At 50.5% G+C, this 19,127-nt stretch carries 18 protein-coding genes, 2 pseudogenes and 1 riboswitch; of the genes and pseudogenes, 15 read left to right on the forward strand and 5 right to left on the reverse strand.

What is annotated here, in order from left to right; genetic code table 11:
• The 12 genes and pseudogenes from OCV73_RS01785 (at window position 1) to OCV73_RS01840 (ending at window position 13,320) form a co-directional block, all read left to right on the forward strand.
• Window positions 1-1,389 (forward strand): toprim domain-containing protein, encoded by a 1,389-nt coding sequence (locus OCV73_RS01785; protein ID WP_004320533.1) that lies wholly within the window; start codon window positions 1-3, stop codon window positions 1,387-1,389.
• Entirely contained in the window at window positions 1,386-1,883 is a 498-nt protein-coding gene (locus OCV73_RS01790) for a PH domain-containing protein (RefSeq protein ID WP_004320535.1), read from the forward strand. The genes OCV73_RS01785 and OCV73_RS01790 overlap by 4 nt, the downstream gene beginning before the upstream one ends.
• A complete protein-coding gene (locus OCV73_RS01795; protein WP_004320537.1) occupies window positions 1,864-2,553 on the forward strand; it encodes a hypothetical protein in 690 nt (229 codons plus the stop codon). The genes OCV73_RS01790 and OCV73_RS01795 overlap by 20 nt, the downstream gene beginning before the upstream one ends.
• Before the next feature lie 13 nt (window positions 2,554-2,566).
• The gene (locus OCV73_RS01800; RefSeq protein ID WP_004320540.1) at window positions 2,567-3,250 is read left to right on the forward strand and encodes a hypothetical protein; all 684 of its coding nucleotides are present in this window, start codon (window positions 2,567-2,569) and stop codon (window positions 3,248-3,250) included.
• A gap of 13 nt (window positions 3,251-3,263) precedes the next feature.
• Window positions 3,264-3,929 (forward strand): hypothetical protein, encoded by a 666-nt coding sequence (locus tag OCV73_RS01805; RefSeq protein WP_004320541.1) that lies wholly within the window; start codon window positions 3,264-3,266, stop codon window positions 3,927-3,929.
• Window positions 3,930-3,954: 25 nt separating this feature from the next.
• Complete coding sequence (locus OCV73_RS01810; RefSeq protein ID WP_004320543.1) at window positions 3,955-4,785, forward strand: M23 family metallopeptidase; 831 nt, start codon at window positions 3,955-3,957, stop codon at window positions 4,783-4,785.
• 23 nt (window positions 4,786-4,808) lie between these two features.
• Window positions 4,809-5,090, forward strand: coding sequence for a hypothetical protein (locus OCV73_RS01815; RefSeq protein ID WP_004301295.1), 282 nt, complete (start codon window positions 4,809-4,811; stop codon window positions 5,088-5,090).
• An 8-nt stretch (window positions 5,091-5,098) separates the two neighbouring features.
• Window positions 5,099-6,887: pseudogene (locus OCV73_RS01820) on the forward strand (hypothetical protein).
• A gap of 27 nt (window positions 6,888-6,914) precedes the next feature.
• On the forward strand, window positions 6,915-9,176 hold the full coding sequence (locus OCV73_RS01825; protein ID WP_004320548.1) for a MutS N-terminal domain-containing protein: 2,262 nt from the start codon (window positions 6,915-6,917) through the stop codon (window positions 9,174-9,176).
• Window positions 9,177-9,188: 12 nt separating this feature from the next.
• Window positions 9,189-10,745 (forward strand): glucosaminidase domain-containing protein, encoded by a 1,557-nt coding sequence (locus OCV73_RS01830; protein WP_004320549.1) that lies wholly within the window; start codon window positions 9,189-9,191, stop codon window positions 10,743-10,745.
• A 272-nt stretch (window positions 10,746-11,017) separates the two neighbouring features.
• A complete protein-coding gene (locus OCV73_RS01835; protein ID WP_004320554.1) occupies window positions 11,018-11,626 on the forward strand; it encodes a hypothetical protein in 609 nt (202 codons plus the stop codon).
• A 5-nt stretch (window positions 11,627-11,631) separates the two neighbouring features.
• Window positions 11,632-13,320: a zincin-like metallopeptidase domain-containing protein gene (locus OCV73_RS01840; protein WP_005680013.1), complete on the forward strand. Its 1,689-nt coding sequence runs from the start codon at window positions 11,632-11,634 to the stop codon at window positions 13,318-13,320.
• A gap of 52 nt (window positions 13,321-13,372) precedes the next feature.
• On the opposite strand, the gene OCV73_RS01845 is transcribed toward OCV73_RS01840, so the two are convergent.
• Genes OCV73_RS01845 through OCV73_RS01855 form a run of 3 tightly spaced genes read right to left on the reverse strand, consistent with a single transcriptional unit; the run spans window position 13,373 to window position 14,480 of the window.
• Window positions 13,373-13,747 (reverse strand): hypothetical protein, encoded by a 375-nt coding sequence (locus OCV73_RS01845; RefSeq protein WP_004320558.1) that lies wholly within the window; start codon window positions 13,745-13,747, stop codon window positions 13,373-13,375.
• 14 nt (window positions 13,748-13,761) lie between these two features.
• Window positions 13,762-14,016 (reverse strand): hypothetical protein, encoded by a 255-nt coding sequence (locus tag OCV73_RS01850; RefSeq protein WP_004320560.1) that lies wholly within the window; start codon window positions 14,014-14,016, stop codon window positions 13,762-13,764.
• Window positions 14,013-14,480, reverse strand: a complete 468-nt coding sequence (locus tag OCV73_RS01855; protein ID WP_004320562.1) for a hypothetical protein — start codon at window positions 14,478-14,480, stop codon at window positions 14,013-14,015. Before OCV73_RS01855 ends, OCV73_RS01850 begins: the two co-directional genes overlap by 4 nt.
• 106 nt (window positions 14,481-14,586) lie before the next feature.
• On the opposite strand from OCV73_RS01855, the gene OCV73_RS01860 reads away from it, so the two are divergent.
• Window positions 14,587-14,751, forward strand: coding sequence for a hypothetical protein (locus OCV73_RS01860; protein ID WP_153882658.1), 165 nt, complete (start codon window positions 14,587-14,589; stop codon window positions 14,749-14,751).
• Window positions 14,752-14,906: 155 nt separating this feature from the next.
• On the opposite strand, the pseudogene OCV73_RS01865 reads toward OCV73_RS01860, so the two are convergent.
• A pseudogene (locus tag OCV73_RS01865) lies at window positions 14,907-15,388 on the reverse strand (hypothetical protein).
• A gap of 81 nt (window positions 15,389-15,469) precedes the next feature.
• Window positions 15,470-15,754: a hypothetical protein gene (locus OCV73_RS01870; protein ID WP_153834750.1), complete on the reverse strand. Its 285-nt coding sequence runs from the start codon at window positions 15,752-15,754 to the stop codon at window positions 15,470-15,472.
• A 149-nt stretch (window positions 15,755-15,903) separates the two neighbouring features.
• A riboswitch (cobalamin riboswitch) is annotated at window positions 15,904-16,095 on the forward strand.
• Between the two features lie 157 nt (window positions 16,096-16,252).
• Between OCV73_RS01870 and OCV73_RS01875 the strand changes: the two genes are divergently transcribed.
• Together OCV73_RS01875 and OCV73_RS01880 are read left to right on the forward strand one after the other, a co-directional pair.
• Complete coding sequence (locus OCV73_RS01875) at window positions 16,253-17,221, forward strand: DUF4465 domain-containing protein (RefSeq protein ID WP_004320565.1); 969 nt, start codon at window positions 16,253-16,255, stop codon at window positions 17,219-17,221.
• Window position 17,222: 1 nt separating this feature from the next.
• Window positions 17,223-19,124 (forward strand): PKD-like domain-containing protein, encoded by a 1,902-nt coding sequence (locus OCV73_RS01880; protein WP_004320567.1) that lies wholly within the window; start codon window positions 17,223-17,225, stop codon window positions 19,122-19,124.
• Window positions 19,125-19,127 lie beyond the last annotated feature (3 nt).

Genomic DNA, 19,127 nt, shown 5'->3' on the forward strand with positions numbered 1-19,127 from the left:
ATGAGAGAGGGCGAACTGACTTATGACGATTTTCTGCGCAGGCTGAACATTCAGGACGTGCTTATCGACGCGGGCTATCACCTGAACCGGCGTGACGGCCTGCGCTATCCCTCGTATGTCCGGTTGGACAGCGAGGGGCGGCGCATCCGCAACGACAAATTCATTGTCACGCAGCAAGGGAAATGTTGTTTCAAACCGCAACAGCAGAAGTCGTATAACATCATTTCCTTTATCAAGGAGCATCCGCATTTTTTCGCGGAATACCATGCCGGTGTGTCTCCCGACCGACTGGTAAACCTTGTCTGCAACCGGTTGCTGAACCATCCCGTCGCTGACCGGGATACCCGGATTATCCAGCCTAAACGGGATGTGAAGCCGTTTGACATGGCGGATTACGACATTCACCAGTTCAATCCGCAGGATCGGGCGACACAAAAGAAGTTCTATCCGTTCTTCAAGCATCGGGGCATCGACCTTTACACGCAATACGCCTTCCACCGGAACTTTTGTCTGGCGACGAAACACCGTGAGGACGGCATGAAATACACCAACCTCGCCTTTCCGCTGACCGTTCCGAAAGATACGGGACAGGTTGTCGGTCTGGAAGAGCGAGGGCGCCCTCGCATGGATGGCAGCGGCAGTTATAAAGGGAAGGCGGAAGGGAGCAATTCGAGCCAAGGGCTATGGATTGCCAGCCCAGCCAAAACTACGCTTACCGAAGCCAAGCATATCTACTGGTTCGAGAGTGCATACGACGCGATGGCCTATTACCAGCTTCATCAGGCCAACGACAAGGATTTGCGGAAAGCGGTCTTCATATCTACCGGCGGTAACCCGACGGTGGAACAGATGCGGGGTGTCCTCACGCTCTCGCTTCCTGCCAAGCAACACATCTGTTTCGATACCGACCTTGCGGGAATCGAGTTTGCCAAGAACCTGCAACAGGAGATGTACCGGGCTGTCCGTTCCACCATCGAGGAGACACCGGAGCGGAAGCCTTATCTGGATTCCGTCGCTGACGGCAAGAACCTCGATGAAGGAGACATAGACCTGCTGCCCGACGCTTTGCGGTCGAGCTACGGGAAATATGAATCCGCATGGGAAGAAGCCATGTCGATGCGTTCGAGCGGCCTGTGCCATCCGGACGACATACGGGAACAGACGGATATCATGAACGGAAATTACAAGGAGTTCCGTGAAGGATTGCGGGAGTTCCTCGGTCTGGACAAGGCGAATGACGCCTCTTTTGTCCGTGAACAGCCTACCTATCCCAACAAGGACTGGAACGAACAGCTTTTGGCCGGGCAGAAACAGGAAGAGACGGTCGATGAGACACAGGCGAGAGAACAGTCACCGGAAGAGGAACAACAAACACACTTTCGCCGATGATGACCGATGCACCCACAGGACATTTCCAAAGCATCGTGCTGCAACCGCACGCCGGACAGTTCGTCATCGACGAGCTGCCCGCAATCGTATTGTGCTGTGCAGCATGGGTGTACGGTGGCATGGAGGGACTGCCTCTGACAGCTCTTGCCGTATCGGTTGCCGCATTGCTTTCTTTGGCATTGCTGTACCGTTTCATCTATCTGCGCCGGACACGCTACCACATCGGTAGCGAGCAGCTTATCAGCAGGCATGGGGTGCTGTCCCGGAAGACGGACTACATGGAACAATATCGTATCGTGGACTTTGTGGAACACCAAAGCCTCATGCAGCAGCTTTGCGGCCTAAAGACGGTACGCATCTTCTCGATGGACAGGAATACACCCCGGCTTGATTTGGTAGGCATCAGACACAACTTCGATGTGGTAACGCTTATCCGGGAACGGGTCGAGTATAACAAACGAAAAAAGGGAATATATGAAATCACGAATCATTAGTCTGGTCATTTTTGCCCTCTGCCTGATGCCACACTGGGCAAAAGCCCAAATCACGGCGTCCAATCCGTTGGAATGGATGGCGTTGGCCGAGGGCAACGAGGTTATCAATGACCAAATAGAGAAACAGATAAATGGTCAGACGAAGACAGCTATGCTGCAGAACAGCATCGCCGCCGAGTTTAACCGCATCCACAAATGGGAGAAGCAGTACAACAGTTATCTCAAGACGGTAAGCGGCTACGCTTCATCGCTGAAAGCCTGCACCCATCTCTACAACGACGGCGTGAGAATCTTTCTCACGTTAGGGAAATTGGGCAACGCCATCCGAAACAACCCGCAGGGCATCATCGCCTCCATGAGCATGAACAATCTGTATATCGAGACGGCAACGGAACTGGTATCGGTCTTCACGCTCCTGAATGACGCAGTGGCCAAGGGCGGCAAAGAGAATATGCTCACGGGTGCGGAACGCAGCAAGACCTTGTGGGCGTTGAACGACAAACTTTCGGTTTTCAGCCGGAAGCTGCACCTGCTCTACCTGAGCATACGGTACTATACCCTCAATGACGTGTGGAACAACGTGACGGCCGGGATGCTCGACCGCAACAACGGAGAGGCGGCACGGATGGCCATGTCCCGTTGGCGCAGGGCTGCCGTCCTTGCACGATAAAATCAGGTGAATGATGAAACGGACGATTTGGATAGGCATCTTATTGCTGTGCATCGGTATCGGCAAGGTTCGGGCACAGAACGACCCCGTGCTTGCCGGGATGATCCTGCTCTATACCGACAAGGCGGAAAAGGAGCTGAAGAACCAGGAGAAGGTCATGCTGATACAGACCACCGGACACCTGTGGACGAAAGAGGAAGTGAAAGCCACGACCGACCTGCAACGGGAGTTCAACAACTATTTGGACTCTTTCCGGTCGATAATCTGCTACGCAGCGCAGATATACGGTTTTTACCACGAAATATCAAGGCTGACGGACAATATGGGAGACTTTACCAGACAGGTAAGCCGCAATAGTCCCAACGCGCTGGCCGTTGCTCTCTCCACGCAACGGAACCGCATTTACCGGGAACTGATTATGAACAGCGTGGAGATTGTGAATGACATCCGCATGGCGTGCCTGTCAGACAACAAAATGACGGAGAAGGAGCGCATGGAAATCGTATTTGGCATCCGTCCGAAGCTCAAGATGATGAACAAGAAACTGCAACGGCTGACCAAGGCGGTGAAATACACGACGATGGGCGACATCTGGCGTGAAATCGACGAGGGGGCACGCCCGGCAGCCGACAAACGGGATATCGTGGAAGCCGCCAAAAGACGCTGGCGGCAGATAGGAAGAAATGTAAGACCTTAAAAACAGACAACGTATGGGCGTTTGGAGTACACTATTGAAATATGGCGGCAAGGCCATGAAAGGTGTCGGTACGGCTACAGCGACTACCGGCAAAAGTATGGGTAAGGCAGTGCTGCACCCTTCGCAGACCTTGCGTGGCGCGGGTCAGGCCGTCAAGACGGCGACCATCGGCGGTGCGGTCGGTTATGTGGGCTGGGAGAAGCTGACCACCGACAAAAGCGTGGTGCGTATCGTGAGCGATGCGGTCATCGGCGAACCGGCAACGAATACCCTCGCGGAGACGGCGGACGGAGTGCGTGAACTGACGGGCAAGGCCGGGGAAGCCGTCAGTTCGGTCAGCGGTGCGGTAACCGGCATCGACAACAAGCTGAACGGTGTGTCGAACTTTTTGCGCCAAGCCTCCGGTGGCGGAGGCCTTGATATGTTCGGCAACTTTTTCCGTAACCTCGGCAGCGGCAACGTGTCGGGGCTGAGTATTGCCGGGCTGGTTGCGGCGGCGTTCCTCATATTCGGACGCTTCGGCTGGCTGGGCAAGATTGCCGGCGCATTCCTCGGCATGATGCTCATCGGCAACAATGCGGGTGTCTTCCGAACGCCGGAGACAGAAAACGTGCAGCGCACCCGGACGCCCGAACTTCCGGCAGAGGAACAGACGCATGGCGGAGGGATGAGAAGATAGGGATATGAATCAATAGGTAAACAGCATGAAATATACAGAAGAAATGATCCTGCAATCCGATAGCGGTTATTGTATGCCTTTCGAGGAACAGCAGGGCAAAGACGTGGAGCTGTCGCTCGGCTACGGCGAACAGACCGACCCGGCGACGGGCGAGAAATTCTTTCATCACGGCATTGACTTCAACGTGCGGTGCTATATGCTTTCTGCCCTCGCCAGCGGCATTGTGTCGGGCGTGGGCAACGATTCCGGACACGGCATCTGCCAGACCATCCGCTACGGGGAGTATGAGGTGACATACGGAAATCTGTCCAATGTCTTCGCTCAATTCGGACAGCGTGTAAAGGCCGGACAGACGGTAGCTTTGAGCGGTGACAAACTGCACATGACCGTCCGCTTCAAGGGCGAGGAACTGAACCCGCTGGAGTTCCTGACGATGCTGTACGGGAACATACAGGCAATGCGTCAGGCCGGCGGACACGAGACAGACTATTTATCCGGCTTGGAGATGGAACTGAAAACCGATTATGAACGGGACAAAAGGGAGATAGAGGAACTGATGCTGCACTTCCTGCCGCACTATATGGAGGATTTGCGGCATGGAGCATACACCTTGCCCCGGAATACGGAGCAGTCGCTACGCCACATCTTCACGGTGGGCGCGATGAAGGAGTATTTCTACGAGAATATGCCGAGCATGGCCAATCCGCTCGGACTGGGACACAAGGCCATGCCGCTGGCCTGCAAGGTGCAGAACCTCCTTATTGCGGATTTCCTGCATTACCTCGCCCTGCGGCATGATGTGTACCTCTCCACTGCGAGCAGCGACATAAAAAAAAACTCCATGACGAAGCCCTGACCTATGGCGGCATCATAGACCCGTTGGCGGAACTGGACATCGACATACAGAGCTTCGACATACCGAGGCTTGTCACGGTCTATCCCGACCGGGCGGGTGTGCGCTGGTGGACCAAGGCATGGTTCAACAATCGGGAAGAGGGCGAGACATCCGTCGAAATCGAACGGGAGCAGGCGATACGGTTCATGCAGGACAACATCGAAAAGGACGCATGGCTGGAAGAGTTCTTTCCCCGGCAGATGGAGGTTTACCACAACGCCATCGAGCAGACGAAAGAACAGCTATTGAAACAGATAAATATATAATACACAACATGGATGGAATCAGACATAGCCGGCAATTCGCGGAAATAGAACGTCTTGTGAGCGATTATTTCCATTGCCATCTCGCTCCCGTCATGTCGAAAACGCAGGCTTTCCTCACGAAGAAGCAGGGCGAGGAAATGAGGGAGTATTCCACCTCATTGGGCGGCATACTCAGCGCAATGGCGTCTGCGGCACAGCCGATGGGCGACCCGTACCAGGTACTCAAGGTTACGGGCGAATGGAACTCGAAGACGACGGAGGACTACATCGGAATGTGCAAGGCGGAGATTACCGGCTCCAAGGAGATACAGCAAGACCTCGCATACATGGCCGGGCAATGGCGCGATACCGTCGTGCGGGAAATCGGGCGTGAACGGTACAACGAACTGTCGGAACAATTGGGCGGTGACCTTGCCTACGCCTATATGGACTACCGGGTAGAGGAACTGATGATCGACCGGCTGGTCAAGGAGCGAATGCCGAAATCGTCAGCCGACTACATCATCCGCAAAGCCGCAGAATCAAGCTTGCTCGGACTTTCGCAGACCGCCGCTTGCTGAGGAAATCGAGGCACGGGGCGAAGCGGCCTACCGTCCGAAAGGATGGGAAAAAGGTGCGGGTCGGGTATTGGGCGCAACGGCGGATGCCGTCATGATGGGTGGCGCAGGTTCGTGGGCGACATTGGCAAAGTTTGTCGGGGCGGACGTGGCTATCTCGGCAGTCGCCTCACGCTTCGAGCCTGAAAAGTCGCCCAAGCTCTCTGTGGAGCAATGTATCAGCAAAGGTGTGTTCGGTAGCGAACGGAACGTGTTTACGGACTTCCGTAAGGAGGCTGCAACAGTACAGACGGGTGATAGTGCGCTTATTGTGGCGGCCAACGAGCAGTTGAAGAAAAAAATACCTGTGATGAACTTTAATTTTTTGGAGTGGATGCAGACACCAAAGTTTACCCCTTTCCAAATGTCCGAAAAGCCCGGACACCCTGAAAAGAAAAATGAACGTGCCGAACGGTACAAGGATGTGCCGCTCATCGTCGCTCCCGGACAGGAAGAAGCCTATTTGAAGCATTTGGAGAAATATAAGAATGCAACGGCTGTAAAATCCACAAAGGAATCAACACAGCCGGAAATGGAACAGAGGGAAAAAGTGGAGAAAGAGGAACGGCAGGTGGTTATTCCACATGAGGAAGAAAAGCAAGAGAGAGAGGCTGTGCAGACCAACACGAACGGATGGAGCGGATTGCTCGGTACATTGGGATTAGAGGGATTGGGCGATATCACGGGCAACCTCGGATATGTCATGGCCATGCTGCCCGACATCCTGCTGGGAGCTTTTACCGGCAAGACGCAATCGTTGCGCTTTGGGGACAACCTGTTGCCGATAGCGAGTATTGTGGCCGGTCTGTTCGTGCGTAACCCGCTGCTGAAGATGCTCCTTGTCGGTCTGGGCGGCGCGAACTTGCTGAACAAGGCTGGACACGAGGCGTTGGGGCGTCCCATGCCGTCCGCCGACGTGCATACGGAAAACCAGTACCGCCGTTATCCCGACGAACCGCTCAATTCCCGTATCGTAAACCCTGTACTGCAAGGCAGCACGCTCATCGCCACGATAGACCGTGTGCCTTGTACCATCCAGCTCACGCCGACCGTCGCGGAGGCTTACCGTGCAGGGGCATTGCCGCTGAACACGCTGGCGAACGCCGTGCTTGCCAAGAGCGACCAGTTGCGCCATATTGCCTCGCAGAATTACGACGACGGACAGCGGGAGACGATTGTGCGCACACGGGGCATCCAATAAATCCATGAACAATAAAAGCATGATGATATGAAAGAAAAGTCGCAAATCGAAAAAAAAGCCGAAGAAAAGCAGACGGAACTGCTGTCTGCCGCACTGGGCGGGGCATCGAACGCCGGCGGCCATTGGCTCAACGTATCGGGCAAGGGATTTCCCCGGCTCTATCCGCAAGGGGTCTCGGCCAGCCCGTTCAATGCCCTCTTTATGGCCTTGCATTCGGACAATAACGGATGCAAGACCAACCTGTTCACGCTTTACAGTGAAACCAAGGCACGGGGGGCTGCGGTACGGGAGCATGAGCAGGGCGTACCGTTCCTGTTCTATAACTGGAACAAGTATGTCAACCGGAACAATCCGAATGAAACCATCGACCGTACCGCCTATCTCCAATTGGACGAAGAGCAGAAGGCACAGTTCAAGGGTGTCCACAACCGAGAAATCCGCACGCTTTTCAATATCGACCAGACGACGTTGCCCTACGTGGACAAGCCGGCTTACGAGGATGCGGTAAAGCAGGACGGCAGTGTTCAGGAAAGAGGATATGCCGAGGCGGACAACCGCAGGTTGCGCACTCGGTTCAACGACTTTCTATTGAAGATGCGGGACAACCTCGTTCCCGTGCGCTCGGACGGTAGCGGAGTTCCTCATTACGAGACGGACAAAGATGCGGTCTATATGCCGCGCCAAAAGGATTTTGAGCATTACCACGATTATGTGCAGGAAGCCTTGCGGCAGATCGTGAGTGCCACAGGACATCAACAACGACTTGCCCGTGAAGGCATGGTCATGAAGAATGGTGTGGCTCCGTCAGAGGATGCGGTAAAATATGAAAGGTTGGTTGTGGAACTGGCTTCGGGTATCAAGATGTTGGAACTGGGACTGCCCGCGCGTTTGTCCGATGCAAGCCTGAAGACGGTGGATTACTGGTGTCGGGAGTTCAAGGAAAACCCGTGTATAATGGACGCTCTCGAAAGCGACGTGAACAATGCGCTTGATGTTATCCGAAAAGCGGAACGGGGCGAGAAAATTGAGTACGCCACCCTGCGAAACAGACGGCAGACCACGACCATGCAGGAACAGATGCCCAAGCATTACTTTGTGGCGAATGAAATCCGCCAGCACCCGGACAAGGCGGCGAAAAGCATCGTCCTCGTCATCGACCGGGAGGCGAAATCGGCGGATGTCATTTTGCCGGCAGGAGCTTCGACCGAGGCGAACAACGAGATTCCCGGCATGAACAAGGGGCGTATCGAACGGGCATTGCAGAAAGAGGGTATCGAGCAGGTGCGTTTCTATAATACTGACGGTGCATTGGGTTACAGACCCGATGACAGCTATTTCAATGAAAAAATGGTGACACTGGCCCGGTTAAGGAACTACACGTTGGAAAAGCTCTCCACGCTGGACGTGTCGGAAGCTGTCAGACGGGCGAATGAGGTCGGGTTCGATGCCGTGCAGATGATTCAGGATGACAAGAACCGTTGGGCACTCTATATCAAGCCGGAAAACAAGGAGGGGTACAGCGTCTATCCCGACAAGGAGGATGTGAACCGTTTTTTCTCCACGCTCAAGCAGGCGATGGACAACATCGACAAGGTACGGATGGAGCTGGCGCACAAGTATTATGCACTGGCGGAGGTCAAACCCGACCTGAAAGTGGATTTGTTCGGCAGCGATACGCCGGAGATTGACCTGAACCGTATTCAGCGTGTTGCCATCTTCAAGACCAGGCAGGATGGAATCCAGTGTGTGGCAACCATCGACGGACAAAAGCTGCAGCCCCGCAGCGTCACTCCACAGCAGTGGCAACGGATGTGGGTGGCGGAAGACCGTGACGGCTACAAGCGGCATTTGGCGGCTACGCTGTTTGCCGATGTGCTGCAAAAGGGACAATCCGTCGGGGAACAGAAAGCGGAAGAGCAGGTACGGCAACAGAATGAGGTGGTGGCGGAAAATCGGTCGGAAGAGACGAATGATGAAAATATGTCTCCGAAACGGCAGTTTTGGGACAACCTCAAGGAAAAGCATCCCGACGCCCTGTATCTGATTCGTGCAGGAGAAGTCTATCGGCTTTATAATGAGGATGCGGCAAAGGGAGCTGATATATTGGGGATTACGATGAAGAAATATCCGGAACGTGGATTTTCGGCTTTCGCAGAGTTCCCAAGGACGCAACTGGACAGCTATCTGCCCAAACTTGTCCGTGCTGGTGAGCGTGTCGCCATCAGTGAGATAGAGCTACAGGATAAACGGCAGGACGAGCAGGAAACACATAGGGGTATTCATAGATAAGGAGTGACGATTATGACCAAGAATCAGGAATATGCACTGCAATACGCAGATTATGCGATGGCACAGATGCGAAGGTATGGCATCCCGGCTTCCGTCACATTGGCGCAAGGCATACTGGAAAGCAGCAACGGACAGAGCCGTCTGGCAAGGAACGAGAACAACCATTTCGGCATCAAGGCAACTTCCTCGTGGATTGCCGAAGGCGGCAAATACGGAATCTACACCGATGATAAGCCGAATGAAAAGTTCTGCAGCTATGACAGCGTGGGTGATTCATACGAGCATCATTCCCGCTTTTTGAAGGAGAACAGCCGCTATGCCGGTTGCTTCAAACTCTCCCCGGACGATTACAAGGGCTGGGCACAAAGCATTGAGAAAGCCGGTTACGCCACAGGCGGCAAGTATGCCGAGAACCTGCAGAAAATCATTGAGCAGAACGGCTTGCAGAAGTATGACAGACAGGTGATGCAGGAGATGACGGCACAAGGCCGGCAGTTCGGGGTGGAACACAATCCGCTCCAGACTTCCGAGAGTGCGGAACATGGAACGGGGTATTCGTTCCCGGTGGAACGGGAGGAATTTCTGTTCATTACCTCTCCGTTCGGAACACGGCAAGACCCGTTGGACAGCACAAAGCAACAGATGCACAAGGGCGTGGATATCCGTTGCAAAGCCGACGCGGTACTGGCTACGGAGAGCGGCGGCAAGGTCGTGGCGGTAAACCAGAACAAGAATACACCCGGCGGCAAGTCGCTGACGGTGGAATATGCTCGGACGGACGGCAGCAAGGTACAATGTACCTATATGCACCTCAAGGAGATTTCCGTCAAGGTCGGCGATACGGTACAGGCAGGCGGACGGCTTGGCACATCGGGCAATACGGGGACACGGACGACCGGGGAACATCTGCATTTCGGTGTGAAGAATATCTATGCCGACGGGACGAAACGGGATATAGACCCTGCGGCGTATCTGGCTGAAATCGCACAGAAAGGACATATCAAATTGCAAATGCTGCACAACGGAAATGACCTGCTCGTCAAATACAAGGCGGCGGAAGATACCGTGCCTGAAAAGAACCTTTCGCCAGACGGATGGATGAAAAAACTCCTTTCGTCGGAGGATAGCGGTGTGGGAATATCGGGATGCAACGACCCGATTGTGGAGATGGCGATGACCGCTTTCGCCTCCCTGATGCTTTTAGCCACACAGATTGATAACCGGGAGGAAGAGGAACAGAAGACGGCGATATCCGCCGCGATGGATCTTCGTACCATCGACCTGAAGCCGTTGTTGCCGAATATGAAGAACTGCGACCTGACTATCGGCGAGAACGGCAAGGCCATTCTGAAAGCGGACAACGGGGAACTGCATGTCTCGCGGGAGCTGACCGCTTCCGAGCTGAACCGGTTGTCTGCCACGTTGAACAACGGTACACTCACGGAAGAGGCCAAACAGATGCGTGTAACCGGTATGCTGAATACGGTTATCCTGTCGGAAGCGGCCTCACAGAATTTTGAGCAGGGGATGACCCGGCAACAGGGACAAACGGAAAACCTGCGAAGATAAAGGCATGGCGATATGATAAAATGCGTGATGATACAGCTATGCAAGTGTCTGGCGGGAGTTTCCCTCCTTGCGTTGCACCTCCGGTTCTGCTACCTGCTGTTGGGATGGATCGGGACGCTCGTTGTCGTGGGCGTGCAATTAGCCATCGCCGGATGGATGGTCTGGGCGATGATACGCGCACCCGACTGACCGCACTCTACAACAGTTCAACATCAATCAACCCATGTATCACTTGTCCGGATGATCCATGTATCATTAAAGACAAAAAACAGATGATTAAATGTAATGTTACGGTATGCGGCGTTATCGGCCGCGATGCGTCGGTTCGCAAGAATAAAGAAGAGAAAGAATTTCTGGTGTTTCCGCTCCGGGTACAGATTCCGGCGACGGGTGGCGGGCACACTATCGAGGTGGATGTCCGCAAGGAGGGCTGTCAGGAGGAAGCCGCCGGTTATCGGAACGGCTCCCGTGTAGAAGTGAGGGGTACGATGTATCTCAAACGCCGGGGCGACAAGCTATATTTCAACCTGTTCGCCGATGAAATCTGCAATGCCGCTACGGATGATGCGGATTGCGTCAAGGGCGAGCTGGTGTTTCGTGGTAAGGTCGGCCAGAACATCGAGGAAAAAAGGGATAAGAAAGACCAGCCTTATACGGTGTTCTCGGCGTTTAGCGCAGAGAAGGTCGATGACGGCTTCGAGTACCAGTGGGTGCGCTTCTTCTGTTTCGGTAAGGAGCGCGAAGCGTGGTTGCAGCCGGGTGTAAAGGTGGATGCCAAAGGTGAAATGAACCTGTCGGCACACAACGGGAAAATCAACCTTTCCTGCAAGATGGAGGAACTGACGCAATATGTGGCGGATTCGTCTAACTATAATCAATAAGGGTTATGGCCGGTTACAGAAAGAAGAATGCCGACGGACCGAACAGCGAGGACAAGGCTCTTGACCTGTTCGCCGAAATGATGATCGAGAAAATCGAGGGCATTCAAAAGGACTGGAAAAAGCCTTGGTTTACGGAGGGTACGCTACAGTGGCCCCGCAACCTTCACGGGCGCGAGTACAACGGGATGAATGCTTTTATGCTGCTTTTGCACTGCGAGAAAGAAGGGTACAAGATTCCCCGTTTCTGCACGTTCGATTGTGTTCAGAAGCTCAATAAGCCCGGAAAGGATGGAGAGGAACTGCCGCGTGTCTCCGTGCTTCGTGGTGAAAAATCCTTTCCGGTCATGCTCACCACGTTCACTTGTATCCATAAGGAGACTAAGGAGAAAATCAAGTATGACGATTACAAGAAACTCTCCGATGACGAAAAGGAACAATACAATGTCTATCCGAAGATGCAGGTGTTCCGGGTCTTCAATGTCGCGCAAACTAACTTGCAGGAAGCGAGACCGGAGCTGTGGCAAAAACTGGAGCGAGAAAATTCGCGTCCGGCAATCGAGGAGGGCGAGCATTTCAGTTTTGCCCCAGTCGATACGATGATAAGGGATAACCTGTGGATTTGTCCGATTACGCCGAAATATCAGAATGACGCCTACTATTCCATCACGAAGAACGAAATCATCGTACCCGAAAAGGAGCAGTTCAAATCGGGAGAATCGTTCTACGGGACACTGTTCCACGAGATGACGCACTCCACCGGAGCGGAAAACGTACTTGACAGGTTCAAGCCGACTACTTTCGGTTCTCCTGAATATGCCCGTGAGGAACTGGTGGCAGAGTTAGGCAGCGCACTGGTCGCACAGCGTTACGGCATGACCAAGCATATCAAGGAGGACAGTTGCGCGTATCTTAAAGGTTGGCTTGATGAGCTGAAGGAATCGCCACAGTTCATCAAGACAACGCTTCTGGACGTGAAAAGGGCAACCTCGATGATTACCCAGAAGGTGGATAAGATAGCGCAAGAACTGGAACAAAATGTCGGCGAGAAGCAGGAAAACGGAGCGGCAGCAAAGGAGAATACATTTTATTCTTCTGTTGCGTATCTCCAATTTTCGGATGACACGAGGCAGCTTGACGAACTTCGGGAGAAAGGCGATTACGAGGGATTGCTGACGCTTGCCAAGGAGTATTACGACGGCAATGGCATCAACGAACAGCATACTTATTTATCGGCCACGAACAACAAGGGTGACAGCCTTATTGCCGAGGATGAGAATTTCGCTGTCGTGTACAACGGGAGTGTCGGGGGAACCTACGAGGTGATGTTGAAATTCACGGAGCAGGAAATCCGAGACCATATCCGGCGTTACGGTGTCGATATCGCCGGAGATACAATAAAAGGGGTTGCCAGGGAGATGGCGGCGGAACAGTTCTCCGCTTTGGCGTATCAAAAGATTCCGGCCTTCGAGATGCCGAACGGTGAAGTGCTATATGTCGAATATAACAAGGAATCCGATACGCTTGATGTCGGGCAACCCACCAATGCCGGGCTGGTCGCGCAGCATCGTTTCCCTTACGACCACAATGTCGGGCTGGATGCCAATCTGCAAGCCGTGAACGAGAAGCTGAACGAGCTGGAAGAGTATCGGGCAGAACTACAAGAGGCAGAATACGGCAGCGGTATGCGCCGGTAAGGATGGAAAGAAAAAGATGCGGAACTGGTTGGCTCCGCATCTTTTTTGCAGTTTATTTCCCCAACAAACCGTCTATCATAGACTGTAAATTTGCTATGTCGCAATACTGGTTACATCCCCCTCGGTAGTCCTTTCCATTTTGAGCTGTCCGTATCAGAAACGAATCGAGTTCAATTCTTACGCCGCTGCCCATTCGTGACAGACCGGAAGAGTGGCTGATGTAAACGAACTTGCCGTTGCGCTCAATGAAGCAGGAGGTGTCATAATGCCCTTTTGAATTGGAAGCCACCTTTGCACCAACGGCTGCGGCATATTTGGAAATCTCACGCACCAATGCTGTCTGGAAACTGCGGTACTCTTTTGAAACATAGTCTCCTGCATCTGCAAGTATAGCGTCCTGCCATTTGGTATAAAAATTCTGTGCCATATTGATATTTATTATTATTCGTTCCGCAAATAACTTTTCCATTTCTCGCCGTCAATGGTCAGTTTGCCCATTTCCCAATCGTATTCCACTTCCGGTATATTGGTATAAGGGAAATGAACGGTGTAGCCTATCTGTCCGTAAGAGCAATGCAGAGGGGTAACGCAAATCTCCCAACCGAAGTAAGATTGCGGCGTGCAGTATTTTCGCCAGTTGAAACGACCTGCGGCAATATTGCCGCAAAGTCGTTTGAGTATGTCGTTTGTTGTCATTCTGTACCTCCTTTGCTGAGTATGGTGAGTTGTTCGGGACGGTCTGGAAACCAATAAGCATCACTGTCGATATATACGCATCTATAGCCATTCCAAGGTTTTCTGAAAGCTAATACTTCTTTGGGGCCAAATACCACCCCGTAGTCGTTTGTAAACGCCACCATATCGCCTACAGCCAAATCACTGTCTGTTTCCATGACTTCGGACAACCGGCTGAAAAACTCCATGCCCTCGGCTTCACGCTCTTTCTTCCAGCGCATAAACTCCTCTTTGTGGCTTCTTGATGAGCCAATAGGTAATAACTCCGATGCCAAAACCTCTGTCTCGGAAGAGCTTGTTGAGATTAAGATGATGCTGTCACTATCCACTTTTTCGGGAGTTGAGATAATTCGACATTCTATATCATTATCGGCAGTGTGCCAAAAAAGGAGGTTGCCTTGCTTGATGAAATCGTACTTGCTCATTGTCTTTTGATTTATTGTTTTTTTTATTTCCCTTTTCTTGAAGCCTTTTGACTTCGCCCAAAGGGGTTGTTTTCATGTGCGTCACAAACGGGGGGATGCAAGAACGATGAGCAAGGAACCTGCAATGAAATTTTATGAAATACCGTCATCTCCGATTACGGAAAGTTGTCGTCAAATTTTATTTCAGGTAGCGATAGCGGTACTTGGGCAATGTTCGTCCACCGTACCTTTGCACACGAAAACAGACCTGCGGCGTATGTCGGGGCTGTGAAGGGATTATACCCTTAAAACAGGAATATACCGGCTGTGAAACCGGTGGCGGAAGCTCTGCAGAGCATATTTATAAAAGTAACCGGGGAGCCTGTGCAAAAAAGAGAGCAACCACCCACTTTTGAGGCGGGTGGTTGCCAATGTTTCGGACAAACATCAGAAGTGGTAATCAACAACTCCTCCGATGTAGAGTATCGTTCCCGGTTCAAGCCTACAAACAAACTCCATAAACGTAAAGGACTGTTCGGCAAAAGACTGCAGCCATCGCCATCCAAATAGAAATGATAGGCGACATCCAACGGATTTTCCACTGCCTGTTTGAGATAATAGGTCGAACCCCATTCCAACATATTATCTGCCGTAAGAGCATTCGCTCTTTTTTTGATATTGGCGACATACTCCTCTTTCCATTGCTCTATTCCACCATTATAGCGCATGGTGTCATCGGATATAAGCTCGAACATTCCTTTGGGCAAGGCATGATTGACCAAATTGGCAATATCCTCTTTACGGTCTTCCTCGTCTATTTCTGAACAATAGTCATAGAAGCTCCCGTCTCCTTGCTGGAGTGTGTCCTCATTCAGATAGTTTTCTTTGTCTATCGGCTCCGTTGAAATTTGAAAAATCCTGCTGTGCATAATTGTAAATTTTAGATTGTCAAATATTTTCTTTTTTTCCTTTTCTTGAAACTCTTTTGGCTTCTCGTCGGGGAATGATTTTTATGCAGGACTGACAGCGGGAAAAGGACGGATAAGGCAAGTAAACAGTGTACGGGATGAAACGGAATACCCAACCGCCCAATGTAAGAGCACAGTCAGGCTCGTCCGACTATGCCCTGCAACGAGGTGGGGAGTGAAAGTCAATCTTCGATTTGTGGAAGGCTGCCGTGAAGAATATCCGGGAACCGTTAGTGAAAGCGATACTTGACGACCAGACGCACGCTGTACCTTTGCATATAAAATCTCTCCGAAGAGAATTGCCGACGTGAGATGAAAAGAGACCATAATTGAGAAACGCTATTATTCATAAGGGGAAAAGACTATTCGTGGTTGTTATAAATGCTTGATTAACATGAAAATACAATTCGCGCCATAAAATAATCCTTTCTTGAAATAAAAATCACAGAAAAAGAAACAAGATTAAAAAATAACCATTAACTTTGCACCAGTCAAGTTTCCAATCGAAGCGTCGAACGGAATTAAAAGGGAATCCCGGTGAAAATCCGGAGCTGTACTCGCAGCTGTAAGTCCTATTAAAGTTTATCGCACTCTTTGCCACTGGTGAAAGCTGGGAAGGCGCGATAAGCGGGATGAGCCAGAAGACCTGCTTGATGAGATAGATTTAGTGACCACGGGATAATTGGCATTAGATTAAAATGAACAGAGGCTCGTCCACAGGCACCTATATTCTTTTTGATAACCGATTTCTCATTCGTTGCAAATCTGTCGCAATAAAAACGAATGTGTGTTTAAACTTTTTGTTTAACTTTTAATAATTAAGTTATGAAAAAGAATTTTAGATTCTTGGCAATGGCTGTTGTAGCAATGGCCGCCGCAGTGTTCACGGGATGTTCATCCGACGATGACTTCCTTGCTCCGTATGAGGAGAGTGCGATTCAAACCCGCGCGATAAGTTCTACCAATGCGCTTATCGATTTTGATAACGTACCTTCCAGCGTAATGGCTTCTGACCAGTATGGAAACAATCTCTATTCTGCCACGGCCAACGGCAAGCAGGTAACGACCGGCTACATCACTCAAATCGGGCAAACCGGTACGTACATTCAGTTCCCGATTAACTATTTGGAACAAGAATGGGTAAGCGGACAGCCTTGGGAATATGAATTTTGGAATGGTGGTTTTGCCATCTCTAATTTCCATAATCTGACACAGGGGGATTATCAAAACCAATGTAGCGTGTACTGGCCCAACGGCGGTCATAGCGGTAAAAATTTTGCTGTAGCTTTCGGTTATAGCGATTCATACAATGATTCACAAGCAACCTATGACAAATGTGCGAAGATTTACCTGACCGATGCAACCGGCTACAGAGTCGTTACCACAAACACTCCTGTCAAGGGTACACCGAAATATGGTAAATTCAACAGCGTATGGGTTTGTAATACGACTTATACCTACTTAGTCATGAAGGATGGCAACTCGTTTACACAAGGCTCTTTGTCGGCACAAAAAGGATGGTTTAAGGTGGTATTTGTTGCGTTGGATGCGACGGGTAAACCTACAGGTAAGGAAGTAGAATACTATTTGGCAAACTTCGATTCCAGTAAAGATGCAGAATCAGGTTTGACCAATAAAATCCGTACCGGATGGAATCAAGTGGATTTAAGCGGTTTAGGTGACAGCGTATGTACTGTAGCTATCAATTTCGAAGGAAGCGATTCAAGCGCATACGGATTGAACACTCCTGCTTACGTTGCTATAGACGATATTGATGTAACCGTAAACGAATAACATGAATTTGGGGCAAATGCTTTTTAACGGCAAGTGCAAAGTATTTGCCCCTTTTTATTATATCCCAATGGAGATTGGAATCAAATACTTTCTTCAAGGGAATTTCAGCATTAAAATTATAAATATAATGAAGAAGTATTTGCTTTTATTTTCCTTGACGATATTTCTATTTGCATGCAACAAAGACGAAGAAATATCGCAGGACGTGATATTGCCTCCTGTCATTGAGTTGGATAGCGAGGACGGAATCTACGTTGTAAAGATAGGAAAAGAGGTCGTTATTGAGCCGACCTATCAGAATGTCGATTACGCCGTTTATTCATGGAAATGCAACGGTCGTATCATTTCCGACGAGCCTCAATTGAAATACATTTTCAACGAATGCGGTTCGTATTACGTTACCCTGCGTGTGGATACGAGGGATGCCAGCACAGAGGAAGAAATTCGTGTGGATGTCAATGAATTGGCTCCGCCCGTTATTTCATTGGTAACCCCCTCTATAGGGCTTAAAGTTGTCGCAGGACGTGAGTATATCCTTACACCCGACATTCAAAATGCAGAAGGAGCTACTTATTTGTGGACTCTTAACGGAAACGAAGTCGGAACGGAAAATACTTATACATTCAAGCAAGATGAGTTGGGAACTTATGAACTGACCTTAACCGTAACAAATGAAGACGGACAATCAAAGAAGACAGTTTCTATTGAGGTTGTCGATAAACTTCCGATTGAAATCGTAGTTCCGTCATCTTTATATTTTACCGAGAATAATACCAAATACGTAGAATTAGGACGTACTTTGTTTGTCCGCCCCTTTGTATCAATAAGTGCCGAGCCTTCTTATCAATGGAGTTTGGACGGGCAACCGATTGAGGGAGCCAATTCTTTGGTTTACGGTTTCAAACCCGCTAAAACCGGAGAACACACGCTTACCTTTACTGTGAAATACGACAATCAAGATACAAAAGCAGTGCTCACCCGTAATATTTCGGTCTCCGGTGTCGATGAAGTCAGTGTCAATATTCCGGTGAAATGTTGTGAAGCGGCCGGAAAAAGACCTTTTGCTGCCGGAAATTCCATTTACAGCAATAAAGTATATGAATTTGTTCCGGCTCCGGGACAATTTGTAAACGAAACGAATACAGCAGGTTTCAATGGGGAAAGCACGCACGAAGCAGCCTGTGCTTACGCACAAAAACGTCTTGATAATGAACAATATGTTTCTCTCGGAGGTTGGGGAGGATATATTGTAGTAGGATTCGACCACAGTATCGAAAACAAAGGCGGTTATGATTTTTCCATCAAAGGAAATGCCTTTGATTCGTCAAATGAACCGGGCATTGTATGGGTAATGCAAGATGTCAATGGAGACGGCTTGCCCAACGATGAATGGTATGAACTGAAGGGTTCTGAATATGGAAAACCCGAAACCATTCAGGACTATGCCGTAACTTATTTCCGTCCCGGTCCCAACATGGACACCCAATGGCAAGACAACAAGGGAAATAAAGGGGCGATTGACCGTCTCGGCAACTATCACCCGCAAGAGTTTTATTATCCTTTGTGGATTGAAGAGGATTCCTATACGTTATACGGCACATGCCTGAAAGCACGTACCGAACAAAGCCCGTCGACAGGCATGTGGTCCAATAATCCGTTCGGGTGGGGATATGCCGATAATATTGGTGATGATATGCCCAATAAAGACAATCCTAACGCGGGAGCACTTGGAAACTATTTTAAGATTTCCGATGCGCTCAATATCGACGGCACGTCTGCAAACCTTTCCCATATCGACTTTATCAAGGTGCAGACCGGAGTCAATGTAAAAGCCGGATGGTTAGGGGAAAATTCCACGGAAGTTTTCAAGTTCTGTGATGAAAACAACAATAACGACAAATAAAAT

The sequence above is a fragment of the Barnesiella propionica genome (assembly GCF_025567045.1).
Classification (GTDB): domain Bacteria; phylum Bacteroidota; class Bacteroidia; order Bacteroidales; family Barnesiellaceae; genus Barnesiella_B; species Barnesiella_B propionica.